The organism is Levilactobacillus yiduensis (assembly GCF_024718525.1).
GTDB lineage: Bacteria > Bacillota > Bacilli > Lactobacillales > Lactobacillaceae > Levilactobacillus > Levilactobacillus yiduensis.
Genome location: NZ_JAMXAZ010000002.1, coordinates 1 through 19,956 on the forward strand (window position 1 = coordinate 1; position 19,956 = coordinate 19,956).

Here is a 19,956-nt window from a genome sequence, read left to right on the forward strand (position 1 = left end):
CTGAGAAGACGCGAGAACTGCTTATAATTCAGCTTTCGCACGGCATCCTGATTTGTTGGCCATTGAAGCCGGCCATTTTCTAGCCGTTTGTATAACAATAGAAAGCCATCACCATCCCAGTAAAGGGCCTTGAAACGGTCCTTTCTGGTACCGCAAAATAAGTAGAGCGCCTGATTATATGGATCAAGATCAAACTGTTCCTGAACAACACCAGCTAAGCCATCAATTCCACGACGGAGGTCAGTCTTGCCACAAACAATATAGACTTGTCCAACCTTGTTTGGATCAATGAGCATCGCTAAACACCGCCTTTAAGAGGGCATCAACGATGTAGCCATTAGCCTTATTGTAGATGATAACTGACTTGTTCTTGCCTACTTTGAGTTGAACTGCCCGGCTGGGAACAACTGGCGTTGTTCCAGCAGCCTGACGCGGCACTTTAACTTGTACGATATCTGGTTTATCCATAACAAAACCTCACCAATTTATTTGATGAGGTAATCATATCGTTTTGCGGCCGCCAATCATAGACGGTCAGTTATTAGGTGCTTACATTAACTTCATCCAACCATAAGATCTTATCACAAATCCAAATAAAAACGAGCTGGTCATTTTGCTGACTAACTCGTTTTTTTAACCCTGCATATCTTGCTTTTTCAAAAGTTCAACTATGTTCATAGTCGGCAAAATCAATGCTGGCGCATCATTCGATAAATTTGTTAATGCTGAAACACAACTCCGCAAATACGGAAAGAGTATTGCAACGGCGTTGGTCGAAAACAGATTGTTCTTCCCAAAATCACTCTTATCTTCCTCAGCATTATACTTAAACAATCCTTCAATAGAAACCTGCAAATTAAATGGTGCACCTTTTTCTAAAGAGACAGACAAGAGCACCGCTGACTCATTATCATTTTTTTCTTCAACATTGACCGAAAATAAAGGAGCTATTTTTAATTTTCCATTTTCCGGCCGCTTGAAATTTTTATTTTTTTCATAATGCATTTGCGTAACCTCATAGCCTTCAAATTGAATAACTGCCATTACGCTGCCTCACTCCCTGAAATACTCATTTCAAAAGTTGAAGAACTATCATTCACTTTCACTATCATAGCTTGTACCTCTTCAACGCAAATTTCAGTGCTTCTAGTAACATGTCCATTGCTCTGAGCATCAGTAGAGGCTTCAGCAAGATCACTGATTGTGGGGTCTAAGAAAACAAACCCATCCATAGCAAAAGATGAATTCCAGCCATTCGATGAATCTTCATATTTGCGCTTCATCTCAGCAATTTCTGAGTCATTTAATTTTGTCTTAGTGTTTCTGATTTTTTCTAGATCAAAATGAAAAGTCATTAGAAATTTCCTCCTTCGTAGGATCAATAATACTTCGCCGTTGAACCAAACTTTCATCTCTTACTGCGTAGATCATTCGTATCTGTGTAGTTGCCGCTGGGAAATTGCCACCATGATCATTGCCGCCAATCAATCCTTTCGTGTTATATGGATATCTCCCAGCCATTTTTACAACTGAAAATATCGTAGGATATGGCAACTCTTCTCGCTCAGAATTCAAGTTTTCACGGGTCATTGCGTCATGTACAAAGTTAATGACATTTCCATTGTTATGAAGATTTAGTGTTATTCCATACTTTTTTGCAAATAGAATCCCAGCAACTTTTAAACTCTTTCCTACATCTACATCAGTTAGATCCAGTAATTCGGCCTGACTACATACTAATGAGGCTCTGGCGATACTAATAGCTACGCCACTATCATCACGATTAGATGATTCTTTTCGCTTTTTCCAGTACTTAGCATTTGCAATATTATCCCAAAAGTACATTCCCTTGCCACACCATTTTCCATCTTCATCAGACTGAAAAAAACTACCGGACACGAATTTATTATTTCTACTCTCAATATCCGAATGATAAATCGGAATAATCATATCTGGAAAGTTCACAATCAATTCTCCCAACACACTAGCTGTAGCTGCTTTTTATCATACAGTACATCCCTAACGTCAGCAAGTAAAACTACCCAATTAGAAACTGAAAGAACCGCTTCAAACTGTTTTCTTCATAAAAAGACGTTACCAAAAACTTCGGCAACGTCTAAACAAGATCAGTTGATATTCTAAGGAGAGTACAGGATTTGAACCTGCGCGCCGGTATTAGCCGGTTCGACGGATTTCGAGTCCGTTGCATTACCACTCTGCCAACTCTCCAAGTCACTACTTAATATATTTTACCAATAATGACTATAAATGCAAGCATGTTTTAAAATTTTCGTTGCGTCAACACCACCGGATCAAATGGATCGATCCAAATCGGCGCCGTATCCACCAGCCCAATCGGTGAAATGTTGGTGCTATCCAGTTTGGCCGCCAACAATTGTTTGTCCGCGTTTTGCGCCGTTGCAATTTCCCAGTCGGTCCACTCCGACTGCCAGGTGGCCCGACTCACAATAATCAGCAGTTGATTGGCTGCCTTGATTTCTTTACGCAAGTGGCGGCGGATTTGCTTAGCGCTGGTGCAGTTAAAACACACCGGTGGTTCCTGCTCATGAAAGCTGACCGTCGGGAACTCCCAGTACTTGTCTGCCCATTCTTGGAGTTGGACTTGAAACGAATGGGCTAACGGATCGGCTGACTGGTAGCTGATAAATAGATCACTCATCATCCAAACTCCCTTCTTCGTTGACTTGGGTTAATTGTAACTGCCTTAAAAGTCAAAACGATTACAAATAGGTGTTTTTCTAATGAATACTATATAACAAATCTAATTTACTTTCGAGTCATAACGATTGTGTCTCTCAAGTATTAGCGTCCTAGGTAGTGAAAATCCGGGTCGCGGCCTTCCCGGTAACAGGCAAATGCCCGGGTCAGTTCATTGTGAAACGTCACCAAAATGGCTGGGGTCGCCCAGGTCGACGCCGCCCAAAACACGGTATCATCCGGCTCACGGTTATCATTGGGGTAACGATGATAGCCCCACTCCTCATCCCAAATCGTACCCTGCGTATTCAACCAGTCTTCTGCCAGCCCCGCCTGGACGACCGCCATCATGTCGCCATTATCGCGTATCAGCGCCGCCAGCTTGTCCCAGTCTAATTGCCAGTCATGTTGCTTAGGCGCCTGCTGGCGGGTTCCTAGGGGCGTGTGGCGTAGCTGAATGGGCGTCAAATCAATAAAGTCCATCGTTATCATCTTCCTTTCCTCCATTTTACCTGGAAATCACACGAAATGCAGGACCCACTTATCGGTTTTTCCGGTAACACATTTTACGGCTGAGCATATTGGTTGCGGTTGGGGATTTATTGCGGCATAATATAACAACAAACTAATCAAAATGATTAGTTGATAAACATATTTTTCTCCCCTTTGCACCACTCTCACGGATTCTGAACACATCTTGATGCATCCCCCTAAACAGTCCTCCTCAACGGACTGTTGTCTTCTTAGCCAGGGCCGCCTCCCACGGTCCTGGTTTTTTGTTGCTAATTTTCACTTTGGCTGGTGGCGTTTTCAGGTCTATACTGATTTTAAACACTTTTTTCGAGGAGGATTCGTTGTGTCTCAACCCAAACGTTCCTGGTTTCTCTTTAGTATGATGCTCATCGCCGCCAACCTGCGGCTCCCCATTACGTTGATTCCACCCCTGCTCCCCAACCTGGAGCAAACGCTACACCTGCCAAGCTCACTGGCCGGCCTACTGACATCGATTCCACTGGTGACCTTTGCCATCTTCTCACCCATCATTGTGAAATTGGCGCAGCGTTGGGGCAATGCCCGCACCGTCCTGTTATTATTTTTACTGCTGATTCTCGGCAGTTACGGGCGCATCATCCCCAGTGTCCCCACCCTGTTTTTCGGCACCTTCTTGGTCGGCATCGGCGTCGACAGTGGTAACGTCTTAATTCCTGCTTTGATCAAGGAGCGCGTCCCCAACCAGATTCAACTGGGGACCAGCCTGTATACGCTCTCCATGTTACTGGTCGGTGCGCTGGGCACCGCAGCGGCCGGGTATCTCATCTCGACGCTGAGTTTTGGCGCGACTCAGGCAATCTTGGGCATCATCAGCATCGTTGCCGTGATCTGTTGGCTGCCCAACCTGCGCAGTGACCAATCGGTGGCTCTCACGCCGCAACAACGCGCACGGGTCCCGCAATTTCACAGTGTCTGGCGGCAACCATCCGGGTGGCTGATCACCCTGTTCTTCGGCCTGCAATCGCTAGTTTATTACGTCTTGTTGACCTGGCTGCCCACGATTCTCACCACCCACGGCGTGTCCACCATCGTCGCCAGCAATCTCTTGACGCTCTTTCAGCTCAGTGGCCTGCCCCTAGCATTTCTGGTGCCTTACCTGTTCAATAAACGCCACGGGGTGCCCGTGCTCTTGACCATCATGGCGCTAGGCTACGTGGTGGCGCCGCTCACTTTTATCTTGCCGACCCGTTCGCTTCCCTTTCTCACGGTCATGGCCCTAATCAGTGGGCTGGGCTCCGGGGTCGCCTTTAACCTGGCCATCATGTTCTTTACCGAAAAGACTCATAACCCTTACCAAACGGCAGCGATTTCCGGCATGGCCCAATCGGCGGGGTATTTATTGGCGGCAGTTGGCCCCATCTTATTCGGCACGCTGGCCACCAGTCTTCACGCCTGGAACCCAGTTCTACTGCTCCTGGTCGCCTTTTCTCTTGCCTTGACTGTGACCGGTATCGTCGTTGACCGTCACGCCATTATCGCAGATTAACCCGTGAGCATAACGATTGACTATATGTATGCGGTTATGGATAATATAACCATAAACTAAATTTCTTTGCCAACCAACGATGAGGAGGTCATCAGATGTACCAGCATATTTTAGTACCGCTCGACGGATCTAGTAACGCCAATGAAGCGCTCAAGGAAGCCATTTCTCTCGCTAAGGACTGGCACGCCAAGCTCCTACTCCTACACGTGACCGACATCAATCAGTTCGGTGGCTACGGTCGCGGACTGGCCTACACGGAAATCGTTGCCACCATGCGTGAAAACGCTACGGAATTGATGACTCAGGCCAAGGCACAAGCCACCGCAGCCGGCGTGGCCGTTACCACGGCGAACCTTGAAGGCTCCCCCAAGCAACAGATTACCGATGTTGCCAACGACACCGAAAACGGCATTGATTTAATCGTGATCGGTAAATCCGGAACCAACGCTTTCTCCCGGCTCGTGGTCGGGTCAACGACGACCTACATTGTCCAGCACGCCCAGCCAAATGTCTTTGTCGTCAACGATATTCCAGAAGATTAAGTTTCTTTACTAACTGACGAAGGTAGTCCGTGCTAGTCGCCTTACTTTTGCCAAATTTGAACCGTGACGCTGTGGGCAGGACCGGTCGAAGCCAAATTTAGCTCACTCACGGCTACGTGGCAGATCAGCCACTAATGTTGCCCCTATTAACGCTAAGTCGACCACAGACATAACCGAAGGCCGTCAGAGACGAAGACTGCTGTGACAACACTATTGGCTGAGCGTTTTTCCTCAGCTTACAGCTGAATGCTGGCTGACTCCAGCGGATTAATGCTTGCCAACACTAAGTCATGAGTTAGTCCAAAACCAATCGTAAGATTAGAGACACAAAGAGTCAAACTAGTTGTCGATTAGCAATCACACACGTAGCCGAGAGTTCGCCAAATGTGGGTTCAGCCGTGGGAGTTTCTTTAGCGGCGCGATTCATGCCGCTTAGGAAACTGGCGACTTTGAGACGTGACCTTCGGCTCAAAGACGAGGTGTCGAGACCGCCCTTCGGCTCGCCCCGTCCGCCCACTGCGTTCCGACCCATATTTGGCGGACGGTAGGCGGCCAGGACGGACCACCTTACATTCAAGGACTAACTTTATCGCTACAACCCCTGCTATCACACTGAATTTGGCTACTTTCAAACTTGCGACTTCTAGCAACCACTCAAAAAGGTGTCAACCACGAGCGAATTTCCGTGGTTGGCACCTTTTTATCATGCAATTAAATTAGTATTCCATCAGGCTAAAGATATCGTAGCCCTTGAGCTTGTCGCGGCCGTGCAGGTCCTTGAGCTCGATCAGAAAGGCCGTTCCCACGACGATACCGCCGAGGTCTTCCACCAACTGAATCGTTGCGCCAATGGTCCCACCGGTTGCCAATAAATCATCAGTGACCAAGACCTTTTGGCCCGGTTTGATGGCGTCTTCGTGCATGTACAGCGCGGATTGGCCGTATTCCAAGTCATAGCTAGCCTTGACCGTCTTACGTGGCAATTTTCCTTGCTTCCGGGCTGGGGCAAACCCAATGCCCATTTCGTAAGCGACTGGACAGCCGACGATAAAACCCCGGGCTTCTGGGCCCACGACCATTTCAACGCCCTTGTTCTTGGCGTACTTGACGATCTCGTCAGTGGCGGCATGGAAGGCTTCGCCGTCTGCCATTAATGGGGAGATGTCCCGGAACATGATGCCCTTTTCAGGGTAGTCCGGAACGCTTGCAATGTATTTCGTAAAATCAGTTGCCATAAGATAAAGTTGCTCCTTTATTTTAGTCCAATGAGGCCTGCAGATGCTGCACGAGTGTTGCGGTTGAACAAGCTAACAACTCGTTTTCCGTCTGCATTTGCTGTTGTCTGAGTTGGTAACTCGGAGCGGTAGCCAAATCCTTGTGCTCCGGGTGCGCGACGCCGTTCATGATTCCGTGATCGATCGTGATGAAGCCACACTCGAAGAATACCTGAATCATGAAGACCAGCTGGGTCCGCGGAATCTGTAAAAATTTGCCCAATTGGTCCAGCTGATGACCTATATCGACTTGTTGATGTGTTGCAATGAACTTAAACAGTTTAGCATATTGCGCGCGAGTTGGCATCCCTAATTGCGAAAGACTTTCTCTCTTGTACAAATAAGCTGTCACCTGCGTGGGTTTGAGCTGGTGTAAAACGCTGGTCAAATCGGCCGTGGCGTCCGGACAATCGACGATGAAGACGGGCGTGTCCGCCGCCACTGGCTGTTGCACGGCACCGTCAAACAATAACGCCGTCGCCCCGGTTGGCAGCTGACCCGCTAATTGTTGGTACACATTGCGGTGGAAGAACACGTAGACACCAAACGCCTGAAACATGGCCTGGTGGAGTTGCGTGGTCCGTGCATCTACGATTGGCCGGGCCACCTGCTTCAAGTCCTTGACCATCACCTGTAAGGAATGCCGTCCCTGCCAGACGTTATCTTCAATGGTCCCTAAGACCTCGACTGCGTCCGGATCAGCTGTTAACGCCGGGACATTTTGCCCCGCACCAAACTGAATGGCGTTGAGTTGATGATTGTCTTCTGTCAATTGAAATTTCAAATGGCTGTGGTCCTGACCGATTGCCTTGACCTGGGTCACACTGGCTGCCTTGAAGGCAAATAACGGCTGGGGATTGTCCGGACCAAACGGCGCCAGCTTCGCCAACTGTTGGTAGAGATCCATCGTCACGTCCTTGACCGGCAACGCTGCGGCGACCAGCAATTCACTGGGCCCACTCTCCGTTAATTTCTGCTCGGCCGCTTCAGCATCCAAGGCATCCGCCAAGGCCCCTAATTGGTCCTCAGGGAAGGTTAACCCCACAGCCATGTGATGACCCCCAAACGCTGTCATCAGGTCTCTGTGGCCATCTAACGCCGTAAAGAGATTGAATGCCTCGACACTCCGACCTGATCCCTTGGCCCGGCCATCCTTTACGTTGACCACCAGCGTGGGTTTCCCCGTCGTTTCCACGACCTTGCTAGCCACGATGCCCAACACGCCTTCGTGCCAGTCGTGACCACTGATGATCAGCGTCGGCCGGTGGGCGTGGTCCGCATCAGCCGCTTGGGCCAAGGCCGCCGCACTGATGTCTTTGACCAGGTCCTGGCGATGACGATTCTTGGCTTCTGTGTCCTTGGCCAGCGCCGTCGCTTGTCCTTCATCCAGCGTGGTCAAGAGCTCCACCGCTGGGCTGGCATCGTCCAGACGGCCCAGCGCATTCAGCCGCGGTGCGATGCCGAAGCCAATGGATTGTTCCGTCAATTCGGCGGGCTTCAAGCCAGCACCTTGCATTAATGCCTGTAAACCCGGCCGCTCGTCTTGGGCCAACAGTTGCAGGCCGTAATGGACCAGCACCCTGTTTTCGTCGATCAATGGCACCAGATCGGCGACCGTCCCGATGGCGGCTAAGTCCAGCAGGTCCTGGGGAATCTCTTCGCGCAAGGCTTGGGCGACCTTAAAGGCCACACCCGCGCCGGACAAGCCACCAAAGGGATATTCAGCCCCCGGGTAACGGGGATGGATAATGGCATAGGCGTCCGGTAATTCTTGGGGCAACTCATGGTGATCGGTCACGACCACGTCGACGCCCGCTTCATTGGCCGCTGCGATGGCATCGTTGCCCGCCACCCCGTTATCCACGGTCACGAAGAGTTGGGTGCCCGCCGCAATCAACTTTTGAAAGGCCGCGACGTTTGGCCCGTACCCGTCCGTGAAACGATTAGGGATGTAGTAATTGACCTTAGCCCCCATCTCGTTGAGTGTCTCGTAGAGAATGGACGTGCTCGTGACCCCATCGGCATCGTAATCGCCGTAAATGGTGATCTGCTGGTCTTGACCAATGGCGTCCTCAATGCGTTCGACCCCCTTGGCCATGTCGTGCAAGAGATTCGGGTCGTGTAGCTGCTCCGGACCAGGATTCAAGAATGCCTGAATCGCGTCGCCTGTCTGATACCCCCGGTTCACCAGAATCTGGGTAATAATCGGCGGCGTTCCCGTCTCTTCAGCCAGCTTGAGCGCTTCTTCTGACGGCTGGTTCACGTCTTTAATGTTCCAGCGATACTGTGCGGCAATCACCAACAACCATCCTTTCTATTTTTATCTACGTGCGACAGTTAGGAAAACAGAAACGGACGCCACAGAAATTAGTGCTGATAACTCGCTAACTTCCGCAACGCCCACCCGTTTCAACGTTGACCTGTCACTGAAATATCCTATTTCGCTGCTAACTTCGCCTGCAGGTCGGCCACCTGGGCACGCAGCTCTTTGATTTGCTTTTCCTGTAACCCGGCCGCTTGCTTACTGTTAGAGTTTTGCAGCCGCTTGGACAACCGGTCATTTTCTGCTTGAAGTTCAGCTAGATGTTCACTGCTGGTCTTCTCCAATGCCTTGTAAGCCCGGTTGTGTTGAACCGTATTGATGGTCGAAAATAGAATCATCAACACGGCTCCAATCAAGATGGAGACCAGAAGAATCAAAATCAGTGGCCAATGAACCGTGGTGAACCCAAAGGAGACGGGCACACTTGCCACGTTTAAGATTGCAAAGACCGCAACCACGATAACCAATAAAATGCTGACCACAATTCGCCACTGATTTTTCATCACTTAGCACCCGCCTTGATTAATTTTTGAAATGGCACATCGACCGCGTCAAAGTCCTTGACCACTTTGGTGTTCTTAAAGACTTCCCGTGCTTGATGCTGAAGATCTAACGCCATCTTCCCCGTGTAACGCGCGGAAATATGGTTCAAGAGTAATAACTTAACGTGCATCCGTTTGGCTAACTCGGCCGCCTGAATGTTGGTCGAGTGATAATACGACCGCGCTAACTTGCTTTCGCCCTTGGCAAATGTACTTTCGTGAACCAAGACGTCTGCGTCACGCGCCAGCTTTTCCTCGCCGGGCGTCTGTCGGGTATCCCCTAAGATCGCCACGATGCGACCTGGTTGCGCTGGGCCTAAAAAGTCTTGCCCATTAAGTGTCCGGCCATCCGGTAAGGTTACGGTCTGCCCGGCCTTGAGTTGGCCATAGACCGGCCCTGATGGAATCTTCGCCGCCTTGAGCTTCTCAACTTGGAGTTCGCCCGGATGGTCCTTTTCTTCGATCCGGTAACCGAAGCATTCGATCCGGTGATCCAGATGTTGTGCGTACACGCGGAACTTAGGATCTTCGAAGATCAACCCATCCGCGGTCAATTCTTGATAGTGGATCTTGTAAGATAATTTGGTCTCAGACACGCGCAAGCTGACCTCGACAAAATTACGAATCCCCTTGGGGCCATAAATCGTGAGGGGCTCATTGCCGCCCTGAAATGACCGACTACTTAATAACCCTGGTAGGCCAAAAATATGGTCACCATGTAAGTGTGTAATAAAAATTTTATCAATTTTACGAGGCTTCAACGTCGTCCGTAAAATTTGGTGCTGGGTCGCTTCACCCACGTCAAACAACCAGACGGAATTCCGCTCATCCAGCAGGCGCAAGGCCGTACTGGTCACGTTGCGGAACTTTCCTGGCGAACCGGCGCCGGTCCCTAAGAATTCAATTTCCATATTTTTTTCGTTCCTATCCTGTTTTTAAGTCCAAGCACTATTTTAGGGGATTTTCACCCAAACCGCAACTTTTCCTTCCCCGATTCTCGCAAAACCTGTCACGGCTGGTGGGATTACCAACGAATTTTAAAAATTCTGGGGTCCGCCCTAGGGTTCGCCGGAAAAATTCGGTATACTGAGGTAAAGTCACGTACTGGGGAGGGAGTTTAATTGCGCCTCATCGATTTTAACCGTTCTACCATTGATCTTCATCCGGCTCTCAAGTTGTATTGGGAACACGACCACGTCACCACGCCCGTTGTCGACATCTTGCCGGCCAACCAACAACGCATCGTCTTGGTCAGTGGTGACGGGCATCCGTTGACCTTAGACCAGCTCCGGACCCGTTGCCAGCAGGCCGATGCGCACGCCACCTTCTTCATGGCGGCGGACACACCGATTCGCCTCTACGGTTATCGCCTCGTTCCCCACCAAATTTTACTCGGTTGAAAGGAGTTTTATCATGCGTTTTCACTCATCACTGGCCCTCGTGGGGCTGAGTCTCTTGGTTCTCGGCCTGGCCGGGTGTCAATCCAGCGCCGACAAGAGTACCGCCAGCTTTAAAAACAGTTCAGCAAAATCCAGCAGTTACCACGCGCCCAAACCCGACGCGGCGGTCTCCGGATCGTCATCGACCAAAAAAGAGGCCCAGACTTATCGCCCCAAGACGGCGCAGACCAAGAGTCCGCACTACGTCAAGTCTGGTAAATTAAAGACGGCGGGTCAGTACACGTACGACAAGGTCGGCACGAAACTTCAGCTCGACCAGGTCAAGCATCCCCGGACCACCATCAAGCGTGGCCCCCTGACCTACAAAGTCACAACGGTCCGCATCCTCAAGAATACGGCTAAGACGGCCGCCGCAAAACGCATGGCCGCCCAAGCCCTGAACCTGGCCAGCATCAAGAGCCCTTACTACACGATTCAAGTGAAGTTCACCATTACCAACCGCAGCAAGCAAGACCTCACCACCGATGGCATCAAGACGCTACGTCTCAGTCAGAATCGCCAACTAAACGCGGCGGGACAACTCAGCGATGCCAGCGCTGGTAAGACCATCCCCGCCCGCGGTCACCTGACAACCTTTGCGACCGGCTTAGCGAGTGAAAAGAAACAGCCGACCTTCAAGACCGTGAAGATTGCCTTTGCTGGGGCTTACGCTGACAATAAGCAGGTCGTCTCACCTACAGGCTGGTTGAAGCTGTCACTGTAGGCTGATTGCGGGTCCACTGCACACAAACCGAATACGAAACACAAAAGGAACCGTCCTCAAGACTGGGTAACATCCCCGCATCTTGCTGACGATTCCTTTTTGATTGTGTCAATTTTAATGGGTCCCTGACACACGGCAAACGCGCCGTTGTCTTAGGCCATGTACTCGAAGGTGAAGTCGTCGATCTTAACCAGATCGCCGTTCTTCGCGCCGTGTTCACGCAACGAATCGTCGATGCCCATGCCCCGCATTTGCCGAGCAAAGCGCAACAGGCTTTCGTCGTGGTTGATATCGGTCATCTGGAACAGTTTCTCCAGCTTGTCGCCGCCTAAGAGCCAAGTGCCATCTTCGTCTTGATCGATGGTGAACGCCGCCTCTGGCTTGAACGTGTATTCCGCAGACGTGGCCACTTCCGGCTGCTTGACTGGGAATTGTGGCGTTTCGGCCAAAATATCGGCGGTCCGCCCCAACAGTGGGGTCAAGCCATCATGCGTCAAGGCAGATACCGCGAAGATTTCCGGCGTTTCGGCCAACAGTTGGTCTTGCTTCAAGTCTTCCTTGAATTGGGCCAAATTGTCGGCAGAATCGGGCATGTCCATCTTGTTGGCAACCACGATCTGTGGCCGTTTCAAAATGTCCGGATCATAGGTCTTGAGTTCCTCGTTGATCTTCTCGAAGTCCTCGTAAGGGTTACGCCCTTCTAAGCCACTCATGTCGATCAGATGCAAGATGACCCGCGTCCGTTCCACGTGCCGCAAGAATTGGAATCCTAAGCCGACACCGTTAGCGGCACCTTCAATCAGCCCTGGTAAGTCGGCCATCACAAAGTCACGACCGTCTGGTAACCGGACCATCCCCAAGTTCGGGACCAACGTGGTAAAGTGGTATTCCGCAATCTTAGGCTTGGCACTGGTGACCGTTGACAGTAACGTGGATTTTCCGACTGACGGGAACCCAACTAAGCCGACGTCGGCCAACACCTTTAATTCCAATTGCACTTCAAATTCCTGTCCTGGTTCACCGTTTTCGGCAATTTCTGGGGCAGGGTTCTTAGGGGAGGCAAAGTGGATATTGCCCCGACCACCACGACCACCCTTGGCGATCACGGCAGAATCGTCGCTCGCCACCAGGTCGGCCATGACAGCGCCCGTTTCCAGGTTAATGACTGACGTGCCTTGAGGTACCTTGATGATGGTATCCTCGGCACCGCGACCAGTCATGGACTTGATGGCCCCGTTGCCCCCGTTTTTAGCCTTGAACTTCCGGGAATACCGGAAATCCATCAGCGTCCGTAAGCCTTCGTCGACTTGGAAAATGATGTTCCCACCACGACCACCGTCACCGCCGGCTGGGCCACCGTTGGGCACGAATTTTTCCCGACGGAAGGCCACCATGCCATTCCCGCCGTTTCCGGCCTTCACGTTAATTTTAACTTGATCTACAAACATAATTTTATTCCTCGTTTTCTAAACCAGCGCGTGCTGCTTTCTCAGTGTGACTCCTGCTAGCCAGTATACCGGCAAACGGCCGCCACGTCAAAGATTGGTTGGCGTTCGCGGACTTTTTATTTCAGCCGTCTCCGCTGCTAACGTGACATGGATGGTTTGGGCCACGGTCTGACTGATGCCTAACTTCCGCAGGTCATCGACGTCCGCTTCACCGATCTTCTTGGTCGACCCGAACTTACGTAAGAGCTTGTTGCGGGTCTTGGGCCCAACACCGGGAATCCGGTCCAACCGCGAACTCAAGGAGTGCTTGGTGTGGACCTGCCGGTGGAAGGTAATGGCAAAACGGTGGACCTCATCTTGAATCCGCTGAACCAGGTAAAAGCCCTGACTCTTGGGGTCCAAATGCACGTGGTGGTCGTCGGGACCAAATAACAGGTCGGCCGTCTTATGGTGGTCATTTTTGACCATCCCCGCCACCGGAATGTGCAGGTCAAATTCGTCGGCTAGGACCTCCTTGACGGCATTCATTTGAATGTCGCCCCCATCCATCAAAATCAGGTCGGGCATCGCCGCATGTTCCTTTAAGAGCCGACCATAGCGACGCCGAATGACTTCCAGCGTGCTGGCCGTTTCGTCCGCGTGATCGACCGTTCGTAATTTATACTTCCGGTACAACTTCTTATTGGGTTGACCATCAACGAAGACGACCATTGCGGAAACTAGGTCGGCCCCTTGAATGTGTGAGTGGTCAAAAGCTTCGATCTTGTGACCGGGCGCAATGCCCAGGGCATCAGTGATTTCTTTCATTGCCCCCGTGGTCTTGCTTTCATCCAGCTCCAAGAGCCGAAATTTCTCGTCTAAGACCAGTTTGGCGTTCTTACCGGCCATCTCCAGCAAATCCCGTTTGGTCCCCCGCTGCGGCGTTCTAACGGGCACTTTCAGCAGTTCTTCGATCACCTCATGGTCGATGCTGGCCGGCACCAAGATCTCCCGTGGCAGGACCGTGTTTTTCCGTTGATAGAACTGAACGATGAAGCTGGCCAATTCTTCTTCGGCCGAGTTGATGACTGGGAACAGGCGCTTCTCGCGTTTCATCAGTCGCGCCTGGCGAATGAAGAAGACCTGAATCGACAGCCAGCCCTTGTCCAGGTAAAAGTTAAAAATGTCCCGGGGCGTGTTGTCATTGGAAATAATCTTTTGCTTTTCCACGGTCGCTTCAATATAACGGATCTGGTCACGTAACTCGGCCGCCCGCTCGTATTCCATGTCGCTAGCCGCCTTGGCCATCCGCTCGCTGAGTTCTTTCTTGGCGTGTGCCACGTTGCCATTTAAAAAGGACTTGATCTGACGAATCTGGTGATCATAATCGGCCTCGGGCACCTCTTTGAAGCAAGCACCCAAGCACTGGCCCATATGGTAATACAGGCACGGCCGCCCCTGGTAACCGGTACACCGGCGCAACGGGTAAACCTTCTGTAAGAAATGCATGGTCTCTTCGGCCGCATAAACGTTGGGATACGGGCCAAAGTAGTAGGCGCCATCCTTGCGAATATCACTGACCAGCAGGAGTTGAGGGTCGCGTTCATGGGTGATCTTAATATAAGGATACCCCGTCCCCCGCTTCAGCTTGATGTTAAAGTACGGCTGGTGCTTTTGAATCAGCGTGATTTCGAGCAAAAAGGCCTCTTTATCGGTCGAAGTGATGATCGTTTCAAAGTCGACGATCTCACTGACCAACTGGGCCGTCTTGCCAGTATGACTACTCTTGAAGTAAGACCGCACCCGGTTCTTCAGGTTCTTGGCCTTACCCACGTAAATAATTTGACTGTTAATATTCTTCATCAGGTAACAGCCGGGAAGGCCCGGCAGTAACGCTAGTTTATGCTCCAAATATTCCGACGCCAAGGAAGATCCCTCCCGTTTTTAATCGTTATGATAAGCCTTTAAAGTATAGGCCGAATGTCTGTTTGGTGCAAGCGAAACCCCCTGGCCGCTTTAAAAATGACAAATCGGTCTAATTCTGCTATGATTACTGAAAAAGCAAGGAGGTGGTTCGCTTTGGCATTAAAGGTTAAACGTCAAGACGACCTGGATTCCATGTTCGGTAAATTTGCCCAAATGGACCCAACGGATGTGAAGCGTGACAAGTTCTTGAAGCGCAACGATGAACACAAGAACGACAAGAAGGGTAAGGGCTTGATCAAGGATGACCAGATCAAGCACGAGCAAAAACACGAACACGACTAGGTTGCGAAAAGGACTCACACGGTAATTTACCGCGTGGGTCCTTTTGTGTCTTATGATAAAATCAGATGCCACCGTCAGTTCACGGAAAGCCAGTCGTTTCAGCACAGCTGGTACCGTTTCTGGCTGATGCCGTGAATCACAGGTAATGACTACTGATATCGTCTTAGTCTCCGTCGACCGCACAGCTGCACACCAGATAGTCCGTACTGGCCGCCTTACCGTTCGCCAAATTTGGACCGTGACGCTGTGGGAAGGACCGGTCGAAGCCAAAGAGCGGTCTTCACCCTCGCTTCGAGCCGAAAATCACGTCTCGAAGACGCCAGTTTCCAAGCAGGTCACTTGAAAACGCCCACGGCTGAGTCCAAATTTAGCTCACTCACGGCTACCTGGCGGACTATCCACTAATGTAGATGAATGTTACCATTCCAGCGATGCTCCTGCTAACTTCGTGGATAATCACTGACGTAACCGGAGGCAGTCAAAGGTGTAGGTTGCTGTGACAACGGTGTTAGCTGAGCGGTTTTCTCAGCTTACAGCGTGGGACGCGTTTGGAGACTGACGGGATTGGTCAGGCTTCAAACCGAGCCGGCGGACCGATTCTCAGGCCGCTGACGTTCCCCACAGCTACCGAAATCTTTGACAGCCGCAGGTGGTAGCGTGGACTGATTCAATATCCAGAGTCCCTGTCAGCTGGGTATTACTAAGTGTTTTTGCACTTACAATCGAAGGCGGTTGGCTAGTGATTCGGTTGGTACCCATGCGGATACCGGGCGTTCAGCCGTTTGATGTTGTCTTGGGCAACCTCCTCGAAGTCGATATCGGCCCACTGAGAAATTTGGCTGAGGTACCACAGCACGTCGCCCATTTCTTTAACGATGGCGTCGTGGTCCATGTCCTTGCCGTGAAAGGTGTAGTTCTTGACCAGATCCACGACCTGGCCCGTTTCACCGGCTAAGCCCAGAGCACAATTCGTTAGCACCTGTTCGTTGCCGTACAACGTCCGGTTGGCAGCTTTTTGATATTCGTTAAATTCCACTTCTATTCCTCCCCAAAGGCTTGTTGCTCGATCCAATTCCAAACGGCATCCTTGCCGATCTTCTTAGGGGCCGAGAACATGATGATGTTGTCCGTATTTGGCAGGTCCATCGTCTTTTTAATGCGACTGACGGCCTGGTTCCATTTGCCATGGGCGATCTTATCGCTCTTGGTGGCCACAATCAGCGTTGGCAGGCCGTAATAGGCCAACCAACGGTACATCTGGACATCATCTTCGGTTGGGGCGTGACGGGCGTCTACCAGCGATACAACGCCCTTTAATTGGTCGCGTTGGGTCAAGTAGGTTTCGATCATCGTCCCCCACTTTTCCCGCTCAGTCTTTGAGACTTTGGCGTAGCCGTACCCCGGCACATCCACGAAGTAGAGTTGGTCCTCCACGTTGTAAAAGTTCAGGGTCTGCGTCTTACCGGGTTGACTCGATGTCCGGGCATAGGAATTCCGGTTGATCAGGACGTTCGTTAGCGAGGATTTACCCACGTTAGAACGACCCACCAAGGCAATTTCTGGGTATCCCGTTGTCGGGTACTGCACGGGGTCGACCGCGCTCATGACGAGTTCTACATGATTGACTTCCATTAGTTAGTCCATCCTCTCCAAAATATCTTTCACCATTCTAACACACAACGCCCCCGGAAATGGCGGAAACCTGTGGGGATTTTCGGTGACGTTTGGCAAAAGCCCGGCCCCGCCAACGTTTGCTTCCGTAAAAAAAGTGACCGAAGATTTCTCCTCGGTCACCCAGCGACTTCAACTTAAGAAGCCTTTTGATCCTTCAAAACTAATTCAGGTTCCGCGTGATTCGTGACCGTATCGGCCGTGATGATGACCTTGGCCACATCGTTACGACTTGGCAGGTCAAACATAATGTCACGCATGACGTCTTCAATGATAGACCGCAAGCCCCGGGCCCCAGTGTTGCGGGCAATGGCTAACTTGGCCATTTCACGTAACGCTGCTGGCTGGAACTGCAGGTCGACATTGTCCAACGACAAGAGCTTTTCGTATTGCTTAACCAACGCATTCTTCGGTTCGGTCAAGATCCGGACTAAATCATTTTCGTCCAGCTTTTCCAGCGCCGTCAGAATTGGCAACCGCCCGATAAATTCAGGAATCAACCCGAATTGGAGCAGGTCTTCTGGAATGACGTGTTGCATCAGGCTATCACCCGAAGCCAAGACGTCTTGTTCCTTGGTGTCGGCACCGAACCCAATCGTTTGGTCCCCCAGACGCCGCTTGACGATACCGTCAATGCCGTCAAAGGCCCCACCCACGATGAAGAGGATGTTGGTGGTGTCGATCTGAATGAATTCTTGTTGGGGATGCTTCCGACCACCCTGAGGCGGCACGTTGGCAATGGTCCCTTCCAAGATCTTCAGTAAGGCCTGTTGGACCCCTTCACCAGAAACATCCCGCGTGATGGAGACGTTCTCAGATTTCTTCGCGATCTTATCAATTTCATCAATGTAGATGATGCCTTTTTCTGCGCGGTCCACGTCGTAATCGGCGTTTTGTAACAGCTTCAGGAGGATGTTTTCCACATCTTCACCCACATAGCCGGCTTCCGTCAGCGTCGTGGCATCGGCAATGGCAAATGGCACGTTTAAGATCTTAGCCAGGCTTTGTGCCAGGTAAGTCTTCCCGGAACCAGTGGGTCCAATCACCGCAATGTTACTCTTTTGCAATTCAGGGCCTTCATCATCCGCCTGGGCCATTTCATTGACCCGCTTGTAGTGATTGTAAACCGCTACAGACAGTGTGCGCTTTGCTTCCGTTTGGCCAATCACGTATTGGTCAAGCGTCTTGACGATATCAGCTGGCGTTGGGACTGCTAAGGTTTCTTGGGCAGCATCTTGGCTGAATTCTTCGTCGATAATTTCCTTGCAAAGGTCGATACATTCGTTACAGATGTAAACACCTGGGCCAGCAACGATCTTCTGCACTTGGTCTTGCGACTTGCCACAGAACGAGCAAACTACTGGGCCATTCGTTTCGTCGGTGTTTTCAAACAATAAACTCACCCTTTCTCTCCAGGCTTAAGCCTTAACTAAATGATTCTTTGGTTCAGTAAACCCATCGAACTAACTGGATTCCCCGTCAATCGTGTACTATACCACAGTTAACGGCGTCTGAAAATCAATTCGCCTCGTCAGCCTGGAAATAACAGAAAACCGGGACAACAGCGACTGTCATCCCGGTCAAGTCGTTAACTAACCGTTAAAATTAGTCTTCGGCGTCCTTCTTCTTGTCTTGCTTAGCGGAGTCGGCAATCAAGTCAACGGCACTCTTGATGGCGATATCATGCTTCAGCATGTCATCAGAAAGGGCACTGCGAACAGCACTTTCTTCCATCCCATATTGTGCAGCCAAGTCCTTGACTTCTTTAGCAACTTCGTCTTCGGAAGGTTCGATCTTTTCGGCTTCAACAACCGCTTCAAGAACCAGGTTGGTCTTGACCCGCTTGTCAGCACCGTCAGTGAATTGCTTACGCAAGTCGTCTTGAGTCGTACCAGTCAATTGGAAGTACATCTTAGGTTCGATACCTTGTTGTTGCATGTTAGCCAGGTACTGATCCATTTGACGATCGATATCATCCTTCAGCATAGCTTCTGGGATGTCACCGATTTCGGCGTTGTCAACGGCTTCGCTGATAGCTTCGTCTTCGATAGCGTCGTGTGCAGCGGTCGTCTTTTGTTCCTTCAGATTATCCTTCGTCTTGGCTTCTAATTCTTCTAAGCTGTCAACGTCTTCGTCAACGTCCTTAGCGAATTCATCGTCCAATTCAGGTAATTGCTTTTCCTTAACTTCGTGAATGGTAACCTTGAAAGTGGCTTCCTTGTCACGTAAGTCTTCGGCTTGGTAGTCCTTAGGGAACGTCACCTTAACGTCCACGTTTTCGCCAGCCTTGTGACCAACTAATTGGTCTTCGAAGCCAGGAATGAAGGAGTTAGAGCCCAATTCCAAGGAGTAGTTGTCAGCCTTACCACCGTCGAATTGCTTGCCGTCAACGTAACCGTCAAAGTCGATCACAACAGTATCGCCCTTAGCAGCGGCTTCGTCTTCCTTCAAGACTAATTCAGCTTGTTGTTGACGTTGCTTTTCTAATTCAGCGTCAATGTCCTTTTGGTAAACCCGCGTGTTTTGCTTCGTAACACTAAGGTTCTTGTATTCGCCCAACTTAACGTCTGGCTTAACCGTTACAACGGCCTTTAAAACCCAAGCCTTACCTTTATCCATGGATTCAACATCCACTTGAGGTTGGTCAACGGGTTCGATGCCAGCTTCTTTAATGGCAGCATCGTAAGCTTCTGGCAAGACGATGTTTAAAGCGTCTTGGTACAAAGCTTCTTCACCATACATTTGGTTAAAGATTTGACGTGGTACCCGGCCCTTACGGAAACCTGGAACCGCTAAATTCTTCTTGGTACGTTGGAATGCTTTATCTAAGCCTTCCTTGATCTTATCAGGAGCAATTTCAAAGGTTAATTCGCCTTGATTAGCTTCCTTTTTTTCCCACTTTGCAGCCATTAATTTTCCCTCCGAAATGAAAAGATATTACTATTTACAATTCTAGCAATTGCATACTGTATTAGTGTACCTTATGCTAC

The 19,956-nt window shown here is 50.4% G+C and carries 22 protein-coding genes and 1 tRNA gene; 5 read left to right on the forward strand and 18 right to left on the reverse strand.

Going from position 1 to position 19,956, the window contains the following annotated elements; translation table 11 throughout:
* The 8 genes from tnpB to NGM66_RS01610 all read right to left on the reverse strand — a co-directional run.
* A partial coding sequence (gene tnpB / locus NGM66_RS01575; protein ID WP_258115337.1) for an IS66 family insertion sequence element accessory protein TnpB occupies positions 1-296 on the reverse strand: 296 nt, incomplete at its 3' end.
* Entirely contained in the window at positions 286-468 is a 183-nt protein-coding gene (locus tag NGM66_RS01580) for a hypothetical protein (protein WP_208908786.1), read from the reverse strand. The genes tnpB and NGM66_RS01580, both read right to left, overlap by 11 nt.
* 165 nt (positions 469-633) lie before the next feature.
* Positions 634-1,044: a protein-export chaperone SecB gene (locus tag NGM66_RS01585; RefSeq protein ID WP_258115338.1), complete on the reverse strand. Its 411-nt coding sequence runs from the start codon at positions 1,042-1,044 to the stop codon at positions 634-636.
* Positions 1,044-1,355, reverse strand: coding sequence for a hypothetical protein (locus tag NGM66_RS01590; RefSeq protein WP_258115339.1), 312 nt, complete (start codon positions 1,353-1,355; stop codon positions 1,044-1,046). The genes NGM66_RS01585 and NGM66_RS01590 overlap by 1 nt, the downstream gene beginning before the upstream one ends.
* Complete coding sequence (locus NGM66_RS01595) at positions 1,339-1,965, reverse strand: hypothetical protein (protein ID WP_258115340.1); 627 nt, start codon at positions 1,963-1,965, stop codon at positions 1,339-1,341. Before NGM66_RS01595 ends, NGM66_RS01590 begins: the two co-directional genes overlap by 17 nt.
* A gap of 176 nt (positions 1,966-2,141) precedes the next feature.
* A tRNA-Ser gene (locus tag NGM66_RS01600) sits at positions 2,142-2,229 on the reverse strand.
* A gap of 52 nt (positions 2,230-2,281) precedes the next feature.
* The gene (locus NGM66_RS01605; RefSeq protein WP_258115341.1) at positions 2,282-2,683 is read right to left on the reverse strand and encodes a TIR domain-containing protein; all 402 of its coding nucleotides are present in this window, start codon (positions 2,681-2,683) and stop codon (positions 2,282-2,284) included.
* Positions 2,684-2,823: 140 nt separating this feature from the next.
* A complete protein-coding gene (locus NGM66_RS01610; protein ID WP_258115356.1) occupies positions 2,824-3,201 on the reverse strand; it encodes a hypothetical protein in 378 nt (125 codons plus the stop codon).
* Positions 3,202-3,574: 373 nt separating this feature from the next.
* On the opposite strand from NGM66_RS01610, the gene NGM66_RS01615 reads away from it, so the two are divergent.
* The gene (locus tag NGM66_RS01615; protein WP_245155233.1) at positions 3,575-4,756 is read left to right on the forward strand and encodes an MFS transporter; all 1,182 of its coding nucleotides are present in this window, start codon (positions 3,575-3,577) and stop codon (positions 4,754-4,756) included.
* Positions 4,757-4,851: 95 nt separating this feature from the next.
* Positions 4,852-5,298, forward strand: coding sequence for a universal stress protein (locus NGM66_RS01620; RefSeq protein WP_208909443.1), 447 nt, complete (start codon positions 4,852-4,854; stop codon positions 5,296-5,298).
* Positions 5,299-6,014: 716 nt separating this feature from the next.
* On the opposite strand, the gene NGM66_RS01625 is transcribed toward NGM66_RS01620, so the two are convergent.
* From NGM66_RS01625 to rnz, 4 genes are all read right to left on the reverse strand, one after another.
* Positions 6,015-6,533, reverse strand: a complete 519-nt coding sequence (locus tag NGM66_RS01625; RefSeq protein WP_125577246.1) for an adenine phosphoribosyltransferase — start codon at positions 6,531-6,533, stop codon at positions 6,015-6,017.
* Positions 6,534-6,555: 22 nt separating this feature from the next.
* Positions 6,556-8,871, reverse strand: coding sequence for a single-stranded-DNA-specific exonuclease RecJ (gene recJ, locus NGM66_RS01630; RefSeq protein WP_208909442.1), 2,316 nt, complete (start codon positions 8,869-8,871; stop codon positions 6,556-6,558).
* Positions 8,872-9,008: 137 nt separating this feature from the next.
* A complete protein-coding gene (locus tag NGM66_RS01635; RefSeq protein WP_208911020.1) occupies positions 9,009-9,398 on the reverse strand; it encodes a lipopolysaccharide assembly protein LapA domain-containing protein in 390 nt (129 codons plus the stop codon).
* A complete protein-coding gene (gene rnz, locus NGM66_RS01640; protein WP_208909441.1) occupies positions 9,398-10,348 on the reverse strand; it encodes a ribonuclease Z in 951 nt (316 codons plus the stop codon). The genes NGM66_RS01635 and rnz overlap by 1 nt, the downstream gene beginning before the upstream one ends.
* Positions 10,349-10,558: 210 nt before the next feature.
* On the opposite strand from rnz, the gene NGM66_RS01645 reads away from it, so the two are divergent.
* Positions 10,559-10,837 (forward strand): hypothetical protein, encoded by a 279-nt coding sequence (locus tag NGM66_RS01645; RefSeq protein ID WP_208909440.1) that lies wholly within the window; start codon positions 10,559-10,561, stop codon positions 10,835-10,837.
* A 13-nt stretch (positions 10,838-10,850) separates the two neighbouring features.
* Positions 10,851-11,600, forward strand: coding sequence for a hypothetical protein (locus NGM66_RS01650; protein ID WP_208909439.1), 750 nt, complete (start codon positions 10,851-10,853; stop codon positions 11,598-11,600).
* Between the two features lie 152 nt (positions 11,601-11,752).
* On the opposite strand, the gene obgE is transcribed toward NGM66_RS01650, so the two are convergent.
* Together obgE and uvrC are read right to left on the reverse strand one after the other, a co-directional pair.
* A complete protein-coding gene (gene obgE, locus NGM66_RS01655; RefSeq protein WP_208909438.1) occupies positions 11,753-13,048 on the reverse strand; it encodes a GTPase ObgE in 1,296 nt (431 codons plus the stop codon).
* A gap of 87 nt (positions 13,049-13,135) precedes the next feature.
* Positions 13,136-14,953, reverse strand: a complete 1,818-nt coding sequence (gene uvrC / locus NGM66_RS01660; protein ID WP_208909437.1) for an excinuclease ABC subunit UvrC — start codon at positions 14,951-14,953, stop codon at positions 13,136-13,138.
* A 153-nt stretch (positions 14,954-15,106) separates the two neighbouring features.
* On the opposite strand from uvrC, the gene NGM66_RS01665 reads away from it, so the two are divergent.
* Positions 15,107-15,295: an SPJ_0845 family protein gene (locus NGM66_RS01665; RefSeq protein ID WP_125577230.1), complete on the forward strand. Its 189-nt coding sequence runs from the start codon at positions 15,107-15,109 to the stop codon at positions 15,293-15,295.
* Between the two features lie 736 nt (positions 15,296-16,031).
* On the opposite strand, the gene NGM66_RS01670 is transcribed toward NGM66_RS01665, so the two are convergent.
* The 4 genes from NGM66_RS01670 to tig all read right to left on the reverse strand — a co-directional run bounded on the left by NGM66_RS01670 (position 16,032) and on the right by tig (position 19,876).
* Positions 16,032-16,331: a nucleoside triphosphate pyrophosphohydrolase family protein gene (locus NGM66_RS01670; protein WP_208909436.1), complete on the reverse strand. Its 300-nt coding sequence runs from the start codon at positions 16,329-16,331 to the stop codon at positions 16,032-16,034.
* 2 nt (positions 16,332-16,333) lie between these two features.
* On the reverse strand, positions 16,334-16,927 hold the full coding sequence (gene yihA / locus NGM66_RS01675; protein ID WP_208909435.1) for a ribosome biogenesis GTP-binding protein YihA/YsxC: 594 nt from the start codon (positions 16,925-16,927) through the stop codon (positions 16,334-16,336).
* 176 nt (positions 16,928-17,103) lie between these two features.
* Positions 17,104-18,360 (reverse strand): ATP-dependent Clp protease ATP-binding subunit ClpX, encoded by a 1,257-nt coding sequence (clpX, locus tag NGM66_RS01680; RefSeq protein WP_125577250.1) that lies wholly within the window; start codon positions 18,358-18,360, stop codon positions 17,104-17,106.
* Positions 18,361-18,571: 211 nt separating this feature from the next.
* Entirely contained in the window at positions 18,572-19,876 is a 1,305-nt protein-coding gene (gene tig / locus NGM66_RS01685; RefSeq protein WP_208909433.1) for a trigger factor, read from the reverse strand.
* Positions 19,877-19,956: the final 80 nt, after the last annotated feature.